The organism is Rugamonas sp. GW822-FHT03B10, assembly GCF_058801745.1.
Map to the genome: position 1 here is coordinate 361,955 of NZ_JBXANP010000002.1, position 20,552 is coordinate 382,506.

Consider the following 20,552-nt stretch of genomic DNA (forward strand, 5'->3'; position numbering starts at 1 on the left):
ATTCTTTCAAGGTCTCAAATTATTTTGCATCGGGGACTAGCGGATAGTCAGAATAGTTTGTTAGAATGTGGGCCTTCGCCGCTTTAGCTCAGTTGGTAGAGCAGTTCATTCGTAATGAAAAGGTCGCCAGTTCGATTCCGGCAAGCGGCACCAGAGATTCAGCAAAAAACCCGCGTACTCGCAAGAGGCGCGGGTTTTTTGTTGCTATCGCCATTCGCATCGACCACAACGCCACCCCCACGGAACTTAACATTGCCCGAATACCAATCACGCGCTGCTGCCGCGTGGGCCGGCGTACACTGGCCCGGCATGTGAAGACGGTCGGCGCGTCTCGTACCGGCGCCGCCATTTTTCGGGGGAGTTCACTATGACACACACCTTGGCCGCAGTTTTCGAGCACCGTACCGACGCCAACTACGCGCGCGATGCGCTGATCAGCGCCGGCTTCGACAGTCACACCATCCAGTTGAGCGATGCCGCCAGCGCCAGCGGCGCCGGGCAGCAATTCGATACCACCGCCAGCCCGGGCGCCACGGACGATACATTTTTCGACAGCGTGCGCCATTTCTTCGGTCGCCTGTTCGGCACCGAGCACGATGATCAGCGCATGTATGCCGAGGCGATCCGGCGCGGCCATGTGGTGTTGACCGTCCATGCCGCGAGCCGCGAGCAGGCCGAGCGCGCGGCGGGCATCGTCCAGGCTTTCAGTCCGGAGGACATGGAGCGTCCGCGCACGCGCGGGGAGGTCGACCAGCGCGGCGGCGCCAGTCCGGATTGGCATCAGTCCGGCACGGGCGCGCCGCAAGGCGGGCAGCCGCAACGCGACACGGCGGCGTCCGCTTCGGGCGGGGCGGCGTGGACGGGGGCGCCGGCCTCTACCGGCGGGGCGTCTGCCGGGCATGCGTCGCAACAAGGCGGCGCCATGGCCGGTTCGATGCAGCGCGCCTCGCCCGATGTGCCCGTGCCCGAAGACGGCGGGGAGGCGACGGGCGGCACGCGCATCTATCCGCATCCCAATCAGGACAGCCTGAATATCCAGCGTGGCGACTCGCAGGGCGTGAGCGAGGACACGTATTTCCGCGCCCACTGGCTCGACACGTTTTCCTACACAGGCGGGACCTACCAGGAATATGACCCGGCTTACCGTTATGGCGCGTCGATGGCCAATAGCACCACCTACCAGGGCAGTGCCTGGGAAGAGGTGGAGCCGGCGTTGCGCGAGGAGTGGCAGCGCAATTATCCGGAATCGCGCTGGGAAAAATTCAAGGATGCGGTGCGGGCCGGCTGGGAACGGATGACGTCTTAGCGGCGTGTCGGCGCGATGGCCTGCCGGCACTGTGGCCGGCGCCGCCAGCGCGCGTGCATGGCCGCTTATTTCGGCAGCAGATGCCGGAACGTCGGTTCGATATTGCGCGCATGGAGGAAGCGCACGATGTCTTCCAGCGTCGCGTCCTTCAGCAGCAGATCAGGCGGCGTCGCGCCATGGGCGGATGCGGCGCCAGGCGCGTGCATGTCCTGTGCGTGCATGGTGTGCGCGTGCGTGTTCTGCGTGCCAGTGTCTTGCGTCTGCGCGCGTCGCGCATCGAGTTCGCGCATGGCGTGTTCGAACTGTTGCGCGCCGATGCTGTGCAAGCCTTCCAGCAGGGCCGCCTGGCCGGCCGGCGGCGGTGCGATGTCCAGGGCCGGCTCGCTGGCAAACGATGCGCCCAGCTCGGGGTGGATGAACGCGGCCCATTGTTCGCCGCCCTCCAGCGGATAAGGTGGCAGTTGTGGCGGTGCGCCGGTGCTTGCCTGGTCACTCAGTTCCGGCATGTACGCGGCGTGCAGCAGCGTCAGGAAGCGCGCGACCGTGGCCGCTGGCACCGGCGATTCGAGCGACAGCCACAGGTAGTAGCCGGTGCCGGATATGCTGACCGCCGGCGCCGGCAAGCCCAGTTCCGCCTGCATGGCGTTGGCCACCGCGCACAGGCGCGTCCAGTGTTGTCCCTCTGCTTCGTTCGCCACCGGATTGAACGGGACGGCGATGGCGCGCGTGCCGCCTTCGGCTGCCGCCAGCGCGGGGGTGCCGGCCTGTATCGCCTGCGGTTGAAGATAAAGCCTGGTCAGTTCTGAATCTAATCTTTGCATGTGTTTCCTTGAGGGCGAGCGCCGGCCGGTGCCGGGTTCGTCGCCGCCATTCTGACATATCGACGCACGATCGTTGGTCATGCCGTGTCACGCGCCGCCAGGCCGCAGCCGGGCTAGGCGGTCGCGTCCGCCGGCGACGCTTGCGATGGTGGCGCCGGCGCGACCGTGGCCACCTTGTTGCGGCCCGTTTCCTTGGCCTCGTACAGGGCCATGTCGGCCTCGTGCAGGATGGCCTCGATGCCCTTGCTGTCGCTGCGCATCATGGCCACGCCCAGGCTGGCGGTGATGGGGATGGTGCGGCCTTCAAACTCGGCCGGCGGTCCTTGCTCGATGCGCTTGCGGATGCGCTCGGCCGTCTCCAGCGCCTCGGCCAGCGTGGTTTCGGGCAGCATCACGACGAACTCCTCGCCGCCCAGGCGCGCCGGCAGGTCGGCGTGGCGCACGCTGTGGCGCAGGCAGTTGGCGATATGCACCAGCACGGCGTCGCCGGCCGCGTGGCCATGGGCGTCGTTGACGCGCTTGAAGTGGTCGAGGTCGAGCATCAGCAGCGCCAGCGGGCGCTGGTAGCGGCTGGCGATGGCGAACGCGGCGTCGGCCTGCTGGAAGAAGGCGCGCCGGTTGGCCAGCCGGGTCAGCGGGTCGGCGTAGGCGATCGAGGCCAGCGCCTGCTCGCGCGCATGCTGGGCTTCGGTGTCCGTGAAGCTCAGCAGCAGTTCGCGCGGTTCGTCGCGTTTCGATGGCAGCGGCGCCACGGACACCAGCGCGTGGCGCGTGCCGTCGCCCACGCTGAGCGTCACCTCCAAGCTGCGGCCCTCGACCGCGCCGGCCAGCCGCGCGCCGGCGCACAGTTCGTGCCAGGCGGCGGTGTCGGCGAACAGCGCCTCGGCCACCCGCAGCTGCTCGCCCGGCATGGCGCCGAACAGGTGGCCGAAGGCCGGATTGGCGCGCAACAGCAGGCCATCGTCGAGCCGCACCTGGGCCAGCGCCACGGGCGCGGTGGCGATCAGGCGCCCCATGGCGCGCGCGCCGATGTCGAGCTGCTCCTTGTCGAATTGCAGCTGGGCCGCCTGGTGCGCGCCCTGGCGCACCAGCCGCAGCAGCAGCGCCACGGCCGTCAGCAGCAGCACGGCGCTGGCGACGGAGAAGATCAGATCGGCGTACCACGGCGCCAGGAAGTCCAGTTCCGCCGCCTCCACCCGCAGCAGGAACGCGCCCTTGGCGAACGGCAGTTCGTACACCAGGTGCTTGATGTGGTCGTACGGCGACACCCAGTAGCTGAGCTGCGGGTGGTCGCGGAACGGCCGGCGCTCGACGGCCGGGACCGCCGCGCCGATGACGGCGTCGGCCATCGGGTAGCGGAACGCCAGCCGGTTGCCGGCCGTCTGGACGACGGCCACCACGCTGTGGCGTCCTAGCGAAAAGCCGGCCTGCTCCTGTTCCTTCAGACGGCGCTGGAACGCATCGTGGCTTTGCAGCGCGAACACGAACGCGCGCGGCGGGCCATCGGCCGCCCGCACCGGCCGCACCATGACAAAGCCGCTGGGCCAGGCCGAGCGGGGGCCGCCCTGGTAGATGTCGATCATGCTGGCCTGCGCCGGGTGCTCGCGCAGGGCCGACACGTCGATCCGGTCGCCCTCGTGCACGGTGGTCACGTTGTTCGACATGAACAGCACGCGGCCGTCGGGCGCGGCCACGCCCAGCAGTTCGATATCGTCGTTGCCGGCCGCGCCCCGCGTCAGCAGCGCCTGCAGCCTGGCCACTTGCTGGGCATTGGCACTGGCCAGGTCGGCCGGCAATTCATCGAGCAGCGCGTTGGCCACCATGTCTTCGGTCGTCACCAGCTGCTGCAAATTCAGTTCCAGCGAACGGCGCGACGCGAGCGCAACGTTCTGCAATTGCTGGGCAACCTGTTGTTCAAGCTGGCGTTTATGCTGGTAGACCCGGAATGTGCTGCTGCCGATGTAGATACAGGCAAGAAAAGCCAGCAGCCAGGTCATGGCGGCATAGTATTGAAACAGGGGCTTGCTGGGACCGAACGCGGTGTGCTGATCGCTCATGGCGGGTTTCTCGTTGTGATTTTCTTGATAAGCCTGATGTCTGGTGTTCACTGTACGAGATTAGTGACGATATGTCACTGCTATTTCGCGACAGAAAATACGCGGAACATGACAGCGGCCGGTGCTAGCATGGTCCGGTCGCCGTCGTGGCGCAGGGATTGAACCTTTTTGCTGCCTTGAGGCATGAACGAGCGACCAAGGAGGGCGACGATGCGGGAGGGGCGGAATCTGGACGGGCAAATGGCCGGGGCCGGCGGCGACGAGGCGCGCCTGCTGGGCCGTATCGTGGCCGGCGACCGGCTGGCGTTCGAGCAGCTGTACCGTGCCTATTTCCCCCGTCTCGGGCGTTTCCTCGGGCGCATGGTGCGCAGCGTGCCGCTGATCGAGGAAGTCATCAACGACACCATGCTGGTGGTGTGGCAAAAGGCGGCCAGCTATGACGGCAGTTGCAAGGTGTCGACGTGGATCTTCGCGATCGCCTACCGCAAGGCGCTGAAGGGCTTGCGCGGCAGCGACGAGCCGCTCGAATCGGACGCCGATTCTTACGAGGCCGGCCCCGCGCTGGAGCCGGACCACGTGCTGGAGGGGCGGCAGTTGCGGCAGGTGCTGGAGCGGGCGCTGGCCCAGTTGCCGCTGGCGCAGCAGGTGGTGATGGTGCTCACGTATGAGCACGAGATGGGCTACGCGGAGATCGCGGACGTGGTCGGTTGTCCCGTCAACACGGTCAAGACCCGCATGTTTCACGCACGCCACAAATTGAAGGACATGCTGGCGAGCCAGATGGAGGATTTACCATGAACGGCCACACCGTCAAGCTGGACGATCCAGCACACGAGGCCGCGCAGGCGCTGTTGCCCTGGTACGCGGCCGACCGGCTCGATGCCGCCGACAGCGCGGCCGTGCGGCGGCATCTGGCCGATTGCGCCGCGTGCCGCGCCGAGCTGGACTTAGAACGCCGCGTGCAGGCGGCCGCCGCGTTGCCGGCGGGACGTGCCTGCGTTGACCAGACCGGCGCCGCTGGCTCAACCTCCGCCGCCGGCTTAACCTCCGCCGCTGGCTCAACCTCCGCCGCAGGCTCAACCTCCGCCACCGGCTCAACCTTCGCCACTGGCCCAACCGTCGGCGCAGGCTCAACCGCCGCCACTGGCACAACCGTCGGCACTGACCCGATCGCCGCCGCCCTCGGCTTGAACGTGGAGCGGGCGTTGGCCGCGTTGCTGCCGCGCCTCGACCCGCCCGTGCCAGTGCCGGCACCGGCGCCGGCACGGTCATGGTGGCGCCGCGCCGCCGCCAACGACGCGTCCTGGCTGCGCTGGGCGTTGGCGGCGCAGTTCATCGTCATCGCGGGGCTGGCGCTGTTGCTGGCGCGGCCCGTGGCCGACGTCGGCGCCTATCACGTGCTGGGCGCCAGCGCCGCCTCCGGCAACCTGGTGGTGAAGTTCAAGCCCGAGACGGCCGAACGCGATTTGCGCCGCATCCTGCAGGCCAACGGCGCGCACGTGGTGGACGGCCCCACTGTGACGGACGCCTACCTGCTCAGCGTGCCGGACCCGCGCGCGGCCCGCGCGCGCCTGCGCGCGGAACCGGCCGTGGTGCTGGCCGAGACATTGGATGGGGGGACGCTGCCGTGAACATGCTGCCGCATGCGCCGCCGGTGCGATCGCCGGCGCGAACCACGTTGCCAGCGCTACTGGCGGCGTTGCTGGCGGGTGCGTTGTCGCTGGCCGGAGCGCCGGCCCGCGCGCAGGCTGACGCGGGCGCGCCAGCCGGCCCCGTCGTCGTCGCAGCAGCGTCGCAGGCGAACGAGCATGGCGCTGCCTCGCCCGGCGCCGCCGCCGCATCGCAGGCGAACGAGCATGGCGAGGCCCCGTCCGGCGCCGCCGCCGCATCGCAGGCAAACGGGCACGGCGCGGCCTCGTCCGGCGCCGCCGCCGCATCGCAGGCAAACGGGCACGGCGCGGCCTCGTCCGGCGCCGTCGCCGCATCACAGGCAAACGAGCATGGCGCGATCCCGTCTGGCGACGCGGCCGCGCCCGAACGGCAGTTGCTGGTCATGCTGCGCCTGCCGCCGCCCCATTACCGGCCCGACGCCGGCTACGGCGGCCGTTACTTGGACGACGGCGGGCGCGGGGCGCGCCACCGCATCGCCGAGGAGCTGGCCCGCCTGCACGGGTTGAAGCTGGTCAGCGACTGGCCCATGCCCACGCTCGGCGTCGATTGCTATGTGCTGGAGACGCCGGCCGGCGGCGAACCGGCCCGCGTCGCCGAGTTGCTGTCGCACGATCCGCGCGTGGAATGGGCGCAGCCGGTGTCGCTCTACTCGGGCATGGATGGCGCGACGCCGGCCCTGTATCCGGTGCAGCCGAGCGCGCGCTACTGGCACGTGGCCGAGCTGCACCGGGCCGCCACGGGACGCGACGTGTCGGTGGCCGTGGTCGACAGCGGCATCGACGGCCATCATCCCGACCTGGCCGGCCAACTGGCCAGCACCGAGAATTTTGTCGATGGCAGCAGCTACCTGCCGGAAGCGCACGGCACGGCGGTGGCCGGCATCATCGCCGCGCGCGGTGGCCGGCACGGCATCCTGGGCGTGGCGCCGGGCGCGCGGCTGATGGGTCTGCGCGCCTGCTGGCAGCAGGCCGGGCAGGGCGCGCGCTGCAGCAGCTTCACGCTGGGCAAGGCGCTCAATTACGCGATCCTGCACGAGGCGCGCATCATCAACCTGAGCCTGTCCGGGCCGCCGGATCGGCTGCTGGACCGCCTGCTCGACGCGGCGCTGGCGCGCGGCATCAGCGTGGTGGGCGCCATCGACCCGCAAGGGCCGGCGCGCGCGTTTCCCGTGTCCCATCCCGGCGTGGTCGCCGTGGCCCAGCAGGGGCGGGCCGGCGCCTTGGCGACGGCGCCGGCCCCGGCCTCAGATTCGGTCCCGGTGCAGGCACTGGCCCAGGCGCAGGTACATGCACAGGCACAGGTACATGCACAGGTACAGGCACAGGCACAGGCACAGGCACAGGCACAGGCACAGGCGCTGCCGCAGCCGCCGGCGCAGGACGGAGCCGTGCTGGCGCCGGGGCAGGATGTGCCGGCCAGCCTCGTCGGAGGTGGCTGGCGCTTCGTGTCCGGCAATTCCTACGCGGCGGCCCATGTGACGGGGATGCTGGCGCTGCTGGCCGAACTGCGGCCCGGCGCCAACGGCGCGCAACTGGAACACCTGCTGGTGCCGGGGCGCGGGCAGAATGCTGCTACCATCGACGCATGTGCCACCATCGCCAACACCACGGGCGCCTGCACCTGTTCATGCGCCGCCGTCACCCTGCGCACCAGCCGCCAGCCTTGAGCGCGGGCGCGGCGCTGGCGCTGCTGCTGTGCATGGGCGGCGCGGCGGCCCAGACCAGCGGCAGCGTGACGCTGCTGTCGGACTACCGTTTCCGTGGCCTGTCGCTCAGCGACGGCAACCCCTCGGCCCAGCTGGGGCTGAATTACGACAGTCCGCAAGGCTGGTACGCGGGAGCGCAGGCTGCCAGCGCCAACCTGCGCGAGCGCGACATGGCGCAGCTGACGGCCTACGGCGGCCTGGCGCGCCGGCTCGCTTCCGGCTGGAGCTGGGAAGCGGGCGCCAGCCTGTCCCGTTTCAGCCGCGCGCGCGACAGCGACTATGGCGAATGGTATGCGGGCCTGGCGTCGGAGCGGGTGGGATTGCGGGTCTACTTCTCGCCGCACTATTTCGGCCGCGACATGCGTACCGCGTACGTGGAAGCGAACGGTTTCTATCCGCTGCACGACCAGCTCAAACTAGTCGCCCACGCGGGCGCGCTGCGCTATCTGCCGCGCGGCGGCGTCGATCAGCCTGCCCGTTACGATGCCCGCCTCGGGCTGGCGACGGCGCTGGGCGACTGGAACGTGCAGCTGGCGTGGACGCTTGCCTCCTCGCGCGGCCCCGGTGAGGGCGCCTCGCCCTACTACACGGCGCCGTCAAAGCAAGCGCTCGTGCTCAGCGTAGCCTACGCCTTCTAGCGGCCCGCCAGAAACCGGAAACCGGGGTCAGGTCATGAAATTGCGCATCTTGCGCAATTTCATGACCTGACCCCGGTTTTTTTTGCATTGGCGGGAACCTTGCGGCTGCGGGCGGGTATGAACGGGCACATCGCCATCTCGCTGAAAGGACGCATCATGAATACCTCGCATTGCCTGCGCAATTTCGCCAGCGCCGGACTGGCCGTGATTCTTACCGCCTGCGGCGGCGGTTATGGCGGGGGCGGCAGCTATATGCCGCCCAGCGCGCCGCCGCCGGCCGTCGCCAGCAGCTACGCCGTCACCAGCCTGGTGTCGGACGCCGTGATCGCGGCGGCCCACACGGACGTCAATCTCGTCAACGGCTGGGGCGTGGCCTTCAATCCGAAAGGCTATGTCTGGGTGGCAGATAATGGCACTTCCAAATCCACGCTGTACGACGGCAATGGCGTGCCGCAGTCGCTGGTGGTCAGCACGCCCGATGCGCCCACCGGCATCGTCTACAACGGCACCACCGACTTCAAGCTGACCCAGCCCAGTGGCACCGGCACCAGCCCGTTCCTGTTCGCCACCGAGAGCGGTATGATCGCGGCCTGGGCGCCGTCCGTGAACGCGACCACGGCCCTGACCACGTTCGATGGCAGCGGCGCCGGCGCCGTCTACAAGGGACTGGCGATCGGCAGCTTCGGCGGCGTCAACTACCTGTACGCGGCCGATTTCCACAACATGCGCGTCGATGTGTTCGACACCAACTTCGCCAGGGTCAGCTTGCCGGGCGGCTTCACGGATCCGGGCCTGCCGGCCGGCTATGCGCCATTCGGCATCCAGGTGATCGGCGACCGGGTCTATGTGGCCTACGCCAAGCGGGCCGCCACCGGCGACGATGAGCAGGCCGGCGCAGGCTTCGGTGTGCTGGACGTGTACACCACGGGCGGCGCCCTGATCCGCCAGCTGGTGAACGGCGGCGCGCTCAACGCACCGTGGGGCATCGCGATGGCGCCCGCCGATTTCGGCAGCAACAGCAACATGCTGTTGGTGGGGAACTTTGGCGACGGCAAGATCAATGTCTACGATCCGGCCAACGGCACCGCCATGGGCACCTTGAGCGGCGCGGACGGCATGCCGCTGGTGATCGACGGCCTGTGGGGCATCGCGTTCGGCAACGGCATCAACAGCCAGCCCACCAACACGCTGTTCTTCGCGGCCGGACCCAGGGACGAGGCCCACGGCCAGTACGGCCGCATCGACTTGAAGTAACAGAAGCAGGGTCACTGACCCCGATGTAAAGACTTTGCGCGGGCGCAAAGGGCGCGCTGCGCGCTGGCTGATAATGGCAAGCTCGTCAGTCACGTCAGCGCCGCACGGAGGCCGCGTGCCTTGCTGGCGCCCGGCCCGGCGCTGTGTCGCGGGCGGCCCCGGGCGGCGGTGATGTGGCTGGCGGTTCCCTCCCCGCATACTCCAGGAGAGCCGCCATGCAGCAGCGCTACGCCCCCGGCCTGTTCGACCGTCTGATGGATGGCCAGCCGCGTCCCCGTGGCTGGCCGCTGGAACAGCTCAAGGACGCCGTCGCCAGCGACCTGGAGGCGCTGTTCAACACCCGCGCCGCGCTGGCCGGGGCGGCGCTGGAGCCGTATCCCGAAGTGCGCAATTCCATCCTCAACTACGGCCTGATCGATTTCGCCGGCATGTGCCTGACCAGCGACGAGGACCGCCAGAAGATCTGCGGCGCCGTGCGGCAGGCCATCGAACGGCACGAGCCGCGCCTGTACGAGGTGAGCGCCGCGCTGCGCGTGTCCGGTACGCTGGTGAACCGGCTCGACATCGTGATCAGCGCCCGCCTGAAGGCCGATCCCGGCGCCGAACTGGTGCGCTTCGACGCGATACTCAAACCATCCACCCAGCAGTACGCGATCGACCGGGGCGGCCCGCCGGCGGACGGCGCCGCCTGATCGTGCGCGTGCGCGTCAGCCGCGCAGCGCGTCGAGGAAGATCCCCGGCAGCTTGAACCACGACGGCCGCGCCTGGAACGCGAACAGCTTGCGCGCCACGTTGTGGGCCTGGCGGTTGTTGACGAACCACGGCGGATTGGGCAGCAGCGTCATCTCTCCGCCCAGCACGCTGCGCGGGAACGGCCGGAACGGCGCCCGCACCACGGTGCGCTGCGGCTTGTCGAACATGTGCGTGTTGTGCACGCTGCCGATGCCGCTCTGCACGTCGTTCAGCACGTGGCCGGGGAAGGCGCCCCACGGCGTTTGTGTGAGCAGATAGCCGAGTCCCGTCCACGCGTTGATGGCGATGGTGCCGTAGCGCAGTTCGAGCAGCAGTTCGTCGAAGCGCGGTCCCAGCGCCTTGATGGTGGCCGGGTGGATCAGGATGTTGGCGCCCAGCGTGCCGCGCAGCTTGTCGTTGGCGTAGGCGATGGCGTGGCGCAGGTAGGTCTCCGGGTCCGCGCCCTCCAGCACCTGTTCGCACAGGGTGGGCGCGAACACTTCGGTGCAGCGTCCGAACACCTGTTCGTCGCCGGCCGGCGGCAGTTCCACCACTTCGCGGTTGGCCGCCGCGCCGACCGGATTGACGCGCTTGGCGCCGGGCTGGCAGGCCGCGAACTGGGCCTGGCGGCTGGCCGCGCCCGGATAGTAGGGCTTGCGGTCCGGCGCGCTGGCCAGCGCTTCCCGCACGGCCGCGCGCAGGGCCGGCGTGTGCTGCCATTGCGCCGGCAGCACCAGCACCTGCGAGGCCACGCAATTGAAGCCCGAGTTGTGCAGCTTCTGGGTGGCGATGTGGCTGGCCTGGAACGCGATGTCGGCCGCCGTCCACGGCCCCGGCACCACGATGGTGGGGCACACGGCGCCCAGTTCGCTGGAGATGGGCTTGGGATTGAGCGGCGTGTTGGCGCGCCGGTTCGCTTCGCCCTCCGGTCCGTGGCCGTAGACGATGGCGTCGTGCGTGGCCTGGCTGCCCGTGATGTGGATGGTGTCCACCAGCGGGTGCTGGCACAGCAGGGCGCCCACCTCGCCGCCGCCGGTGACGAAGTGCAGGAAGCCGCGTTCGGCCAGCGGCGCGAAGATCTCCTCGAACACGGGCAGCAGGTAGTCGTTGACGGGATTGAGCTTGACGATGCAGACCGCCTTCTCCGTGTACAGCTTGTGCAGCGCGTCCAGCGGGGCGATGCTGGCGATGTTGCCGGCGCCGAGGATCAGCGCCAGTTCGCCCTGCGCGTGGCGAACGTCCCGGTAGGCGGCGGCCACGTGGCTGGACAGGTTGCCGGCGTTGACGTCCGGCTGCATCCACACCTCCGCCCGCACGCCCGACAGCAGCAGGCGGTCGAACAGCGTTTGCGGGAACACTTCCACCGCCAGCTGGCGGCCGGCCACCATGCGCTGCCTGAGCGCGTGGACGGCGGGCCGGCCGTCGACGGCGATCTGTTCGAGCGTGGCCAGCAGGTGGTCGCAGGTGGCCAGCAGCGCCCACGGGCCCGAGGTCCATTCCTCGCCCTGCAGCGGGCTGTCGGCGTCGATACCCTTGGCCGCGTTGGACAGGTCTATCCACCGTTCGGCGGCGGCCGGGATGCGTTCGCGCACCTGGCGCAGCAGCGCGATGCGCTCGCCCACGGGCAGGGCGGCCCAGTCCTGGCGGCGCGCGGCCAGCCCCGCCAGCAGGGCTTCCAGCCGGGCGCTGGCTCCCATGGCGCGGCCCATCATTTCACCTTGCCCATGGCGGCGCGGTCCTGCTCGCCACCTTCGGGGTTGATGCACATGAACGAGTCGAGGCCATCCTCGGTGCCGTAGGCGGGCAGGTTCGACAGGCTGGAGCAGACGCGGTTGTCCTTGGTGAACACCAGGTCGCGCAGCACCGTCACCCGGGTCGGGCTGGGGTAGCTGAGGAAGGTCTTGGTGGCCGGCATGAAGCGCAGCACGCGGTCCGAGTTGTTGGCCGTGATCCACACGTCGCCCGTCTTCGGATGGATGTTGAGCGCGTACGGCACCTCGTGTTCGCCCTTGGCCAGCACCGGCAGCTGGTAGCTGCTGAACTGCTTGGTGGCCGTGTCGAAGGCCATCAGGCCGCTGTCGTCGAAGGCGGGGATCCACAGCACGCCGTTCTTGTCGAAGCGGGGGCGGCGCGGGCCTTTCATCGGCGTGTCGTACTCCGTGATCTCCATCGTCTTGGGATCGATGCGGCCGATCTTGCTGGCGTACAGCTTGGCGTACCACACGCTGCCATCCTTGGGATTGATGTCGATCCCGTACGGGAAGGCCAGGATGTTATGTCCCAGCCATTTCTGGTGCGACAGGTCCAGGTGGATGTTCTTGCCTGGGAACCAGCTGGCCATTTCCAGGATGGACGGCAGCAGCATGTCGCTGACCCAGCGGAAGAAGCCGTTGGCCGGCAGGCGCAGCACCTTCATCTGCTCGGTCTTCGGATCGAAGCGGCCGATCTGGTTGGAGGCCACGTTGGTCCACCAGACGATGCCCTCCTGGTCGACGCGGATGGTGTGCGGGTACAGCACGTCGCCGGGAATCGGGTAGACCTTGAAGGCCTTGCTGACCGGGTCGAACGACATCAGCGTGCCCGACAGGGCGTTGGTGATCCAGATCCGGCCGTCCTTGGCCTGCGCCGTGCTGTGCGGGCCGTGCTTGCCGGTGAAGATGCCGATCGGCAGCTGCATGCCGGAGAACTTGCCGCCCACCGGCAGGTTGCTGGCCGGCAGCGGGTACTTCTCTATCTTGTGGGTCTTGCGGTCCAGCACCCAGATGATGTCGTGGCCCTCGTCGGTGCCGTACAGCTTGTCGTCCTGGCCGACGTCGGTGTCGTGGATGAAGGACATGGAATCGCCCACCAGCCACTGCTCGACCTTGGCGCGCGCCAGTTCCGGCGTGGGCGCATAGTCGTGCTTGGCGGCGACGGGCTTGCCGTCGAAGCCGCGCGTTAGCACGCCGCTGATGGTTTCGATCTCGCTGCCGCTGAGCGAGGCGAAATAGCCTTCCATGCGGGCGATGGTGGCCTTCCACGCGCTTTGCGGACGCGGCGGCCGGGTCAGCGCGTTGCCGATCTGGTGGCAGTACATGCACTGGCTGACGAACGGTTTGCGGTCCTCGCCGCTGGCCCACGGCAGGCGGGCGTTGTGGGCCGAGGCCGACAGCGCGTCCGACTCGGCCTGGGCCGAGGCGAAGTGCTTGATGGTGAAGTTGATGGTGGCGCTGTCGCTGGCGGCCAGCGTGGTTTCCGTGCTGCTGTCCTCGAAGTTGGCCAGGCGGGCGCGCACGGCCAGCTTGCCGCCGAAGTCGGTGCGGATGGCGTAGCTGCCGTCGGCGGCCGTGTACACGGTTTCCTTGCGGTCCTTGGCTTCGTTGAACACGGTCACCATGGCGCCCAGCACGGGCTTGCCGTTCTCCAGCGCGACGGTGCCGCTCAGGTTGACGGCGCCGGCCGTGTGCAGCATGCCCAAGCCCAGGGCCGCGATCAATGCGGTGTGTTGCAGTTTCATGTGCGGTGCTCCTTAGGCGCGGCCGGACTGGAACCAGCCGGGCAGGGTTTTGCTGAAGTGCATGGAGCCGAGCGCACCGATGGCCAGGATGCCCATCAGCGGGCCGCCCAGCAGCAGGTTGGCGGCCAGCATGGCGGCCGAGATGGTCAGCTTGGGCAGGTGCAGCAGGTCGCCCAGCCACAGGTCCAGGATCAGGACGATGGCGGTCAGCTGGTTCAGTTCCAGCACGCGCTTGAACCAGCGCAGGCTGGCGCCTTTCCACACCAGCGCCGCTTGCAGCAGCAGGCTGATGGCGGGGATGTAGTAGGCGTGGGCGTCCACGCCCAGCGCCACCATGATGGCGGCCGACAGCAGGAACAGGGCACAGAAGATGGTCGCCTGCATAGGGCGGGTCCGGGTTGTCATAGAGGTCTCCTCAACAAGGGTGTCGATGAGGCATTCTCGGGCAGGGGGAGGAAACGGACTTGTTATTTCTTGCCAATCGCTTGTCATTTTCGCGCACGGCGGGCGCCGCGCGCGGGCGGGGAGCGGCGGCGCGCCACGGGCGTGGCGCGCCGGGACAAACGTCAGTAGCTGGTCAGCGGGACGGGCTGGCCGCGCTTGAAGGTGAAGATGGTGACGGGCGACTGCTTCATGTCGCCATGCGTGTCGAACACGTAGGTGCCGGCCACGCCCTGGTAGCTGCCGGCCGCCACCGCCACGCCGACCTTGAGCGGATCGGTCGAATTCACTTTTTGCATGGCTTGCGCGTACAGATGCACGGCGTCGTAGTAGGAGGCCGCGTACACGTCGGCGTCCTGCTTGAAGCGCTGCTTGTATTTGGCCTTGAACGCGGGACCGCCGGCGGCCTTGTCGAGGATGGCGCCGCCCTGCGAACACAGCACGTTCTCGCCGGCCGCGTCGCCGGCCAGCTTGCCCATCTCCGCCGTGCAGATGGTGTCGCCGCCCAGCAGCTTGGCGTTGATGCCCAGTTGCTTCATCTGGCGCACCATGGGCGCGCCCTGCGGCGCGTAGCCGCCGAAGAAGATGGCCTCCACCTTCTTCGCCTTGAGCTTGGTGAGGATGGAGGCGAAATCGAACGCCTTGTCGTTGGTGAATTCGTGGCCGGCCACCACCATGCCGGAGGCCTTGGCCTGCTTCTTGAATTCCTCGGCCAGACCCTGGCCGAAGGCGGTGCGGTCGTCGATCACGGCCACGTTCTTCAGGTGCAGCGCGTTGGCCGCGTACAGCGCCATCTTCGAGCCGAGCTGGGTGTCGCTGGCGTTCACGCGGAACAGGCCCTGGTAGCCTTGCTGGGTGAGCTTGGGGTTGGACGCCACGGTGGCCACCAGCGCGCCGGCGTCGTGGTAGGTGCGCGAGGCGGGGATGGCCACGCCCGAGTTGTAGGGGCCGACCACGTAGCGCACGCCGGCGTCGACCAGTTTCTGGGCCACCGCCACGCCGGACTTGGGATCGCCCTGGTCGTCCTCGGACAGCAGCTCGAACTTGATCTTCCTGCCGGCCACGGTGATCGGTTTGGCGTTCAGTTCCTCGATGGCGAGGCGGGCGCCGTTTTCATTATCCTTGCCGGAGAACGCCTGCGCGCCCGACAGCGGGCCGCTGTGGCCGATCTTGACCACCATGTCCTGCGCGCCGGCCGCGCCGGCCATGCCCAGCAGCGCCACGGCGCCTGCGATGTGCTTGAAATTCATTGAGTCTCCCGAGGTTGGCGCGCGGGCCGGCGGCCGCGCAGTGAGCTGAATTATCGCCAAATTCGTCACATATTATCGTGTGACTTGGGGCGCTGTCGCCCCCATTTTGGCTGGATTCGGGTGGCGATGCGGCGCTTGCCGGAATTTTATTTGGTTTAGGGCGGCGCGCCGGCGCCGCCGCCGGTGGTATGCTCACCGTCAGAGAATTCCAGCGTGCAACGTAAGTGCAACCCGACGGAGTGATCCGCATGGACGTCTACACCCCGCAAGTCTGGCTACCCCACGAACGGCCCACGTTGCCCGGCTCGCCGTCCACGCCGCTGCATTCCGATGCGCGCCGGGCCGCCTACCTGGTGGTGGGGCTGATCGTGGCGCTGACGGGGGGCCTCGGCAACGCGCTGGTGTCGGTCAACCTGCCGTACCTGCAGGGCGCGCTGGGCGTGTACGCGTCCGAAATCCAGTGGCTGCCGGCCGCGTACGTGATGACCAACGTGTCGATGAATCTGCTGCTGGTGAAGTTCCGCCAGCAGTTCGGCCTGCGCCTGTTCACGGAGTTGTTCCTCGTGCTGTACGCCGTGGCCACGCTGGCGCACCTGTTCGTGCACGGGCTGGCGTCGGCCATCGCCGTGCGGGCCGCCAGCGGCATGTCCGGCGCGGCGCTCACGGTGCTGGGGCTGTACTACACGCTGCAGGCGTTTCCGGCCCGGCACCGGCTCAAGGGCGTGGTGCTGGGCGTGGGCTTCGCCCAGCTGGCGCTGCCGCTGGCGCGCCTGTTCTCGTCCGAACTGCTGGAGCTGGGCGAGTGGCGCGGCCTGTACTGGTTCGAACTGGGCATGACGCTGCTGGCGCTGGGCTGCGTGCTGATGCTCAAGCTGCCGCCGGGCGACCGCGTGAAGGCGTTCGAGAAGCTGGACTTCCTCACCTTCGCCCTGTTCGCACCGGGCGTGGCCTTGCTGTCGGCCGTGCTGGCGCTGGGGCGCACCGTGTGGTGGCTGGAGTCGCGCTGGCTCGGCTACAGCCTGGCCGCGTCCATCGTGCTGATCGCGGCCGCGCTGCTGGTCGAGCATAACCGGCGCGCGCCGCTGCTCAACACGCGCTGGCTCAGCACGGGCAACATGGTGCGGCTGGGCTTATCCGTGCTGCTGATCCGCGTGGTGCAGTCCGAGGCCAGCGGCACGGTGGGCTTGCTGCAGGCGCTGGGCCTGAACAACGACCAGATGCAGCAACTGTGGCTGGTGGTGATGGCCGGCACCGTGGCCGGCATGGTGGCCAGCGCGCTCACCATCGCACCGTCGCGCGTGGCGCCGTCGCTGATGCTGTCGCTGGTGCTGATGGCGGCCGGCGCCTGGATGGACGCCCACGCCACCAACCTCACGCGGCCCGCCAATATGTATGTGAGCCAGTTCCTGCTCGGTTTTGGCGGCGCGTTCTTCCTCGGCCCCACCTTCATTTCCGGCTTTGGCGCCGTGATCGCCGCGCCGCGCAATCTGATCAGCTTCTCGCTGATGTTCACCATCACCCAGAACATGGGCAGCCTGCTCGGCTCCGCGCTGGTGGGCACGTTCCAGGTGGTGCGCGAAAAGTACCACTCCAGCCAGCTGGTCGAACACCTGACGCTGCTCGACCCGCAGGTGGCCGCGCGCGTGCAGGCCGGCGGCGCGGCGCTGGGCGGCACGCTGGCCGATCCCGCCTTGCGCGGCGCGCAGGGCGTGGCGTCGCTGGGCGCGGCGGCCACGCGCGAGGCCAACATCCTCGCCTACAACGATGTGTTCATGCTGATCTGCGCGGTGGCGCTGGCCACGCTGGCGTGGATGGCGGCGCGCTACTTCTGGGACCAGTGCGTGGTGTGCAAGGACAGCGCCGGCCCCAATGCGCAAACGGGCATGGCCAACGTTTCACTTAACAATTCCGGATCGCGATGACTACCACTGCACCCGACGCCCATTCCCCATCCTCCACGCCGCCCGACATGGCCACCGTGGCCGCCGCTGCCGCCGCCGCCGCGGTGGCCGCCGCGTCGCCGCCGCCGCTGCCGCCGGACCGGCGCGCGCAATGGTTGTCGGCCATCGGCTTCGCGGGGGTGGCGCTGATCGGTGTGCTGGTGGTGTTGTATGCATGGCGGCTGCCGCCGTTCAGCAGCGCCATCGTGTCGACCGAGAACGCGCTGGTGCGGGGCCAGGTCACGCTGGTGGGCACGCAGTTGTCGGGCTATGTGACGCAGGTGAAGGTGCAGGACTTCCAGCAGGTGCGCCAGGGCGAGCTGCTGGTGCAGCTGGACGACCGCGTGTTCCAGCAACGCTACGAGCAGGCGCAGGCCCAGTTGGCGGCGCAGCAGGCGGCGCTGGCCAACTGGACGCAGGCGCGCGGCAGCGCGCAGGCCGGCGTGGCGCTGAACCAGGCCGCGCTGGCCAACGCGCAGGCGCAGGCGGCCAAGGCCACGGCCGATCTGGCGCGGGTGGAACAACTGGCGGCCGATGGTTCGCTGTCCATGCGCGAGCAGGACCAGTCGCGCGCGGCGCGGGCGCAGACGGTGGCGGCGGTGGCGCAGGCGCGCGCCTCGCTCGACATCGCGCGCCAGCAGGTGCAGTCGGTGCAGGTCAACAAGGCGGCGCTGGAGGCGGCCGTGGCCAACGCGGCGGCCGCGCTCAAGGCGGCCCGCGTGGACCTCGACAACACGCGCATCACGGCGCCGGCCGATGGCCAGCTGGGGCAGGTCACGGTGCGGCAGGGCGCCTACGTCAACGCGGGTGCGCAGTTGATGGGATTGGTGCCGCGCCAGCTGTGGGTGATCGCCAACCTGAAGGAAACCCAGATGAACGCGGTGCAGGTGGGGCAGAGCGCCACGTTCAAGGTCGATGCGCTGGACGGCGCCACGCTGACGGGCCAGGTGGAGCGCATCTCGCCGGCCACGGGGTCGGAGTTCAGCGTGCTGCCGGCCGATAACGCGACCGGCAATTACGTCAAGATCGCGCAGCGCATCCCGGTGCGCATCCGCATCGATCCGGGGCAGGCGCTGGCGCGCAGGCTGCGGCCCGGCATGTCGGTGATCGTCAGCATCGATACGTCGGCGGAGTTGAACGACGGCGCCCGCGTGCCGGCCTCCGCGCCCGCGCGTGCGCCGGGGGCGCGGCCATGAACGTGGCGCGCGCCGGACACAGGGCTGCGGCGCCTGGTGCGCCATGGCGCAATCCGTCACATGCTCCGTGGCGCGATGCATCGCGCGCTTCGTGGCGCGCGTTGCCCGCCGTCTTGCGCGGCACCGCGTCTGCGGCAATGTTGGCCGGTCTGCTGGCCGGTTGCGCGGCCACGGCGCCGCCAGCGCCGCCATCGACGCTGCAAGTACCGGCCGCGTGGCGCGCGCCCGTTGGGCCGGCCGCCAGCGCCCCGGCGCCGGAACGGCGGTGGTGGCAAAGCTTCGGCGATCCCGCATTGAGCGCGCTGGTGACGACCGCGCTGGCCAACAACGGCGACTTGCGCATCGCGCGCTCGCGCGTGAGCGAGTACCGCGCGCGGCTGGGCGTGGCCGCCGCAGCGCAGAAGGCCAGCGTCAGCGTGGATGCGTCGCCCACCCGCACCCGGCTGCTGGCCTACAACGGCGTGCCCTACGTGACCAATGTGTACCAGGCCGAATTCCAGGCCGGTTATGAGATCGATGTGTGGGGCCGGCTGGCCGCGCAGACGGATGCGGCGCAGGCCCGCTATCAGGCCGAGCGCGCCAACGCCGATGCGGCCGCGTTGTCGGTGGCGGCGCTGGCGGCGTCGGGCTACCTGAATCTGCGCGGGCTGGACGCCCAGCTTGAACTGGCGGAGGCGACGCTGCAATTGCGCGGGCAGTCGCGCGCGCTGGCGCAGCGACAGTTCGAGGTCGGCTACAGTTCGCGGCTGGAGTGGTTGCAGGCGCAGGCCGAATACGAGGCGGCGGCCGAGCAGATTCCGCCGCTGCGGCGCGCCATCTTCGAGCAGGAGAATGCGCTGGCCATCCTCGCCGGCGGCAATCCCGGCCCCATCGCGCGCGGCGCGCCGCTGGCCGGGTTGACGCCGCCGCAGGTGCCTGCCGGCCTGCCGTCCGAACTGCTGCGGCGCCGGCCCGACATCGCGCGGGCCGAATTGAATCTGGTGGCGGCCAGCGCGAACCTGGCCGCCACGCGCGACCAGTTGCTACCGTCGTTCAAACTGACGGCCGTGGGCGGGGTGCAGAATTTCCGTCTGGCCGATCTGGCCAACGCGCCCACGGCCTTGTGGCGCTTGACGGCGCTGGCCGCCGCGCCCGTGTTCGACGGCGGCCGGGTGCAGGCGCAGACGGAGGCGGCGGCGGCCCAGCGCGACCAGCTTGTGTACGCGTACGAGAACGCCGTGCGCGGCGCGCTGGCGGAAACGGAAAATGGGCTGGACGCCTTGCGGCGCTTGCGGGAACAGGCGGTGGAGAACGACGCGCGCCGCGCCACGGCGGCCGAAACGCTGCGCATCGCGCGCAACCGCTATCGCAATGGCTACGCGTCGTATCTGGAGGAACTGGACGCCCAGCGTACGCTGTACGGCGCCGACGTGGCGCGCTTGCAGCTCAAGACGCGGCTGCTGCAGGCGTCGGTCGATTTGTATCGCGCACTCGGCGGCGGCTGGGCGCCGTGAGCGCCGGCGGGCCGCCATATCAGGGTCAGATCCTAGCGCCAAGGCGGGGAGTCTGACCCTCACGCGATTTACGCGACGGGCATGCACAGCTCGCAGCTGAAGGCGCCCGTGGCCGGGTCCACAGCGAAATCGGCCGCGTAGCGTTCCAGGCAGGGGCGGGCGTCCGACTTCAAGCCGCTGGCGGGCAGCCACTGGTCGTAGAGCTCATGCCACGCTGCGGGCAACTTGTCCGGCGTGCCGTGGAACTGGGCCACGGCGTAGCGGCCGCCGGCCAGCATGGCTTCCCTGGCCGGTTCGGCGATCTTGTAGTCGGCATCCACTTCCACGCAGGCGTCGTAGCGGCACTCGTTGGCCGGCGTGGTGGCCGGATCGTCCTGCGCCACGCCGTAGCTGACGCGGCCCTGCAGGCGGAACGCCTTTTGCCACGGCGCGAACACCTCTTTCCAGAATTCGCCCAGCGCCGGGCCGAACGGACCCTTGTAGCGCAGGTAGGCCACGCGCACGGCGGGCAGGTCCTTGATTTGTACGTCCATCTGTTTCTCCAGTCAGCTT

Annotated in this window: 17 protein-coding genes and 1 tRNA gene; 11 read left to right on the top strand and 7 right to left on the bottom strand. The window is 69.1% G+C overall.

Annotated elements, in window-relative coordinates:
* Positions 1-77: 77 nt before the first annotated feature.
* Positions 78-153: transfer RNA gene (locus AC1RQG_RS04790), tRNA-Thr, on the top strand.
* Positions 154-367: 214 nt separating this feature from the next.
* Entirely contained in the window at positions 368-1,306 is a 939-nt protein-coding gene (locus tag AC1RQG_RS04795) for a hypothetical protein (protein ID WP_493128832.1), read from the top strand.
* Between the two features lie 65 nt (positions 1,307-1,371).
* Here the strand turns inward: AC1RQG_RS04795 and AC1RQG_RS04800 are convergent, their stop codons facing one another.
* Both AC1RQG_RS04800 and AC1RQG_RS04805 read right to left on the bottom strand, forming a co-directional pair.
* Positions 1,372-2,208: a hypothetical protein gene (locus AC1RQG_RS04800; RefSeq protein WP_493128834.1), complete on the bottom strand. Its 837-nt coding sequence runs from the start codon at positions 2,206-2,208 to the stop codon at positions 1,372-1,374.
* Between the two features lie 32 nt (positions 2,209-2,240).
* On the bottom strand, positions 2,241-4,184 hold the full coding sequence (locus AC1RQG_RS04805; RefSeq protein WP_493128836.1) for a diguanylate cyclase: 1,944 nt from the start codon (positions 4,182-4,184) through the stop codon (positions 2,241-2,243).
* 240 nt (positions 4,185-4,424) lie between these two features.
* Here AC1RQG_RS04805 and AC1RQG_RS04810 point away from each other — a divergent pair, with 240 nt between their 5' ends.
* From AC1RQG_RS04810 to tssE, 6 genes are all read left to right on the top strand, one after another.
* Positions 4,425-4,982 (top strand): RNA polymerase sigma factor, encoded by a 558-nt coding sequence (locus tag AC1RQG_RS04810; protein ID WP_493128838.1) that lies wholly within the window; start codon positions 4,425-4,427, stop codon positions 4,980-4,982.
* Positions 4,979-5,815 (top strand): zf-HC2 domain-containing protein, encoded by an 837-nt coding sequence (locus AC1RQG_RS04815; RefSeq protein ID WP_493128840.1) that lies wholly within the window; start codon positions 4,979-4,981, stop codon positions 5,813-5,815. The genes AC1RQG_RS04810 and AC1RQG_RS04815 overlap by 4 nt, the downstream gene beginning before the upstream one ends.
* Positions 5,816-5,862: 47 nt before the next feature.
* Entirely contained in the window at positions 5,863-7,521 is a 1,659-nt protein-coding gene (locus AC1RQG_RS04820) for a S8 family peptidase (RefSeq protein ID WP_493128842.1), read from the top strand.
* Positions 7,482-8,198, top strand: coding sequence for a TorF family putative porin (locus AC1RQG_RS04825; RefSeq protein WP_493128844.1), 717 nt, complete (start codon positions 7,482-7,484; stop codon positions 8,196-8,198). The genes AC1RQG_RS04820 and AC1RQG_RS04825 overlap by 40 nt, the downstream gene beginning before the upstream one ends.
* Before the next feature lie 156 nt (positions 8,199-8,354).
* A complete protein-coding gene (locus tag AC1RQG_RS04830) occupies positions 8,355-9,452 on the top strand; it encodes a TIGR03118 family protein (protein ID WP_493128846.1) in 1,098 nt (365 codons plus the stop codon).
* A 215-nt stretch (positions 9,453-9,667) separates the two neighbouring features.
* On the top strand, positions 9,668-10,144 hold the full coding sequence (tssE, locus tag AC1RQG_RS04835; protein ID WP_493128849.1) for a type VI secretion system baseplate subunit TssE: 477 nt from the start codon (positions 9,668-9,670) through the stop codon (positions 10,142-10,144).
* 15 nt (positions 10,145-10,159) lie between these two features.
* On the opposite strand, the gene AC1RQG_RS04840 is transcribed toward tssE, so the two are convergent.
* The 4 genes from AC1RQG_RS04840 to AC1RQG_RS04855 all read right to left on the bottom strand — a co-directional run bounded on the left by AC1RQG_RS04840 (position 10,160) and on the right by AC1RQG_RS04855 (position 15,371).
* Positions 10,160-11,881, bottom strand: coding sequence for an aldehyde dehydrogenase family protein (locus AC1RQG_RS04840; protein ID WP_493128851.1), 1,722 nt, complete (start codon positions 11,879-11,881; stop codon positions 10,160-10,162).
* 11 nt (positions 11,882-11,892) lie between these two features.
* Positions 11,893-13,680, bottom strand: coding sequence for a carboxypeptidase regulatory-like domain-containing protein (locus AC1RQG_RS04845; RefSeq protein WP_493128853.1), 1,788 nt, complete (start codon positions 13,678-13,680; stop codon positions 11,893-11,895).
* Between the two features lie 12 nt (positions 13,681-13,692).
* Positions 13,693-14,085: a hypothetical protein gene (locus AC1RQG_RS04850; protein WP_493128855.1), complete on the bottom strand. Its 393-nt coding sequence runs from the start codon at positions 14,083-14,085 to the stop codon at positions 13,693-13,695.
* Between the two features lie 161 nt (positions 14,086-14,246).
* Positions 14,247-15,371 (bottom strand): branched-chain amino acid ABC transporter substrate-binding protein, encoded by a 1,125-nt coding sequence (locus AC1RQG_RS04855; protein ID WP_493128857.1) that lies wholly within the window; start codon positions 15,369-15,371, stop codon positions 14,247-14,249.
* 224 nt (positions 15,372-15,595) lie between these two features.
* Here AC1RQG_RS04855 and AC1RQG_RS04860 point away from each other — a divergent pair, with 224 nt between their 5' ends.
* The 3 genes from AC1RQG_RS04860 (at position 15,596) to AC1RQG_RS04870 (ending at position 20,000) form a co-directional block, all read left to right on the top strand.
* Positions 15,596-17,293 carry an MFS transporter gene (locus AC1RQG_RS04860; RefSeq protein WP_493128859.1) on the top strand — a complete coding sequence of 566 codons (1,698 nt, stop codon included), beginning with the start codon at positions 15,596-15,598 and terminating at the stop codon, positions 17,291-17,293.
* Positions 17,290-18,507, top strand: coding sequence for an HlyD family secretion protein (locus AC1RQG_RS04865; RefSeq protein WP_493128861.1), 1,218 nt, complete (start codon positions 17,290-17,292; stop codon positions 18,505-18,507). Before AC1RQG_RS04860 ends, AC1RQG_RS04865 begins: the two co-directional genes overlap by 4 nt.
* A 137-nt stretch (positions 18,508-18,644) precedes the next feature.
* On the top strand, positions 18,645-20,000 hold the full coding sequence (locus tag AC1RQG_RS04870) for an efflux transporter outer membrane subunit (protein ID WP_493128863.1): 1,356 nt from the start codon (positions 18,645-18,647) through the stop codon (positions 19,998-20,000).
* A 68-nt stretch (positions 20,001-20,068) separates the two neighbouring features.
* Here the strand turns inward: AC1RQG_RS04870 and AC1RQG_RS04875 are convergent, their stop codons facing one another.
* Complete coding sequence (locus AC1RQG_RS04875) at positions 20,069-20,533, bottom strand: AraC family transcriptional regulator (RefSeq protein WP_493128866.1); 465 nt, start codon at positions 20,531-20,533, stop codon at positions 20,069-20,071.
* Positions 20,534-20,552: the final 19 nt, after the last annotated feature.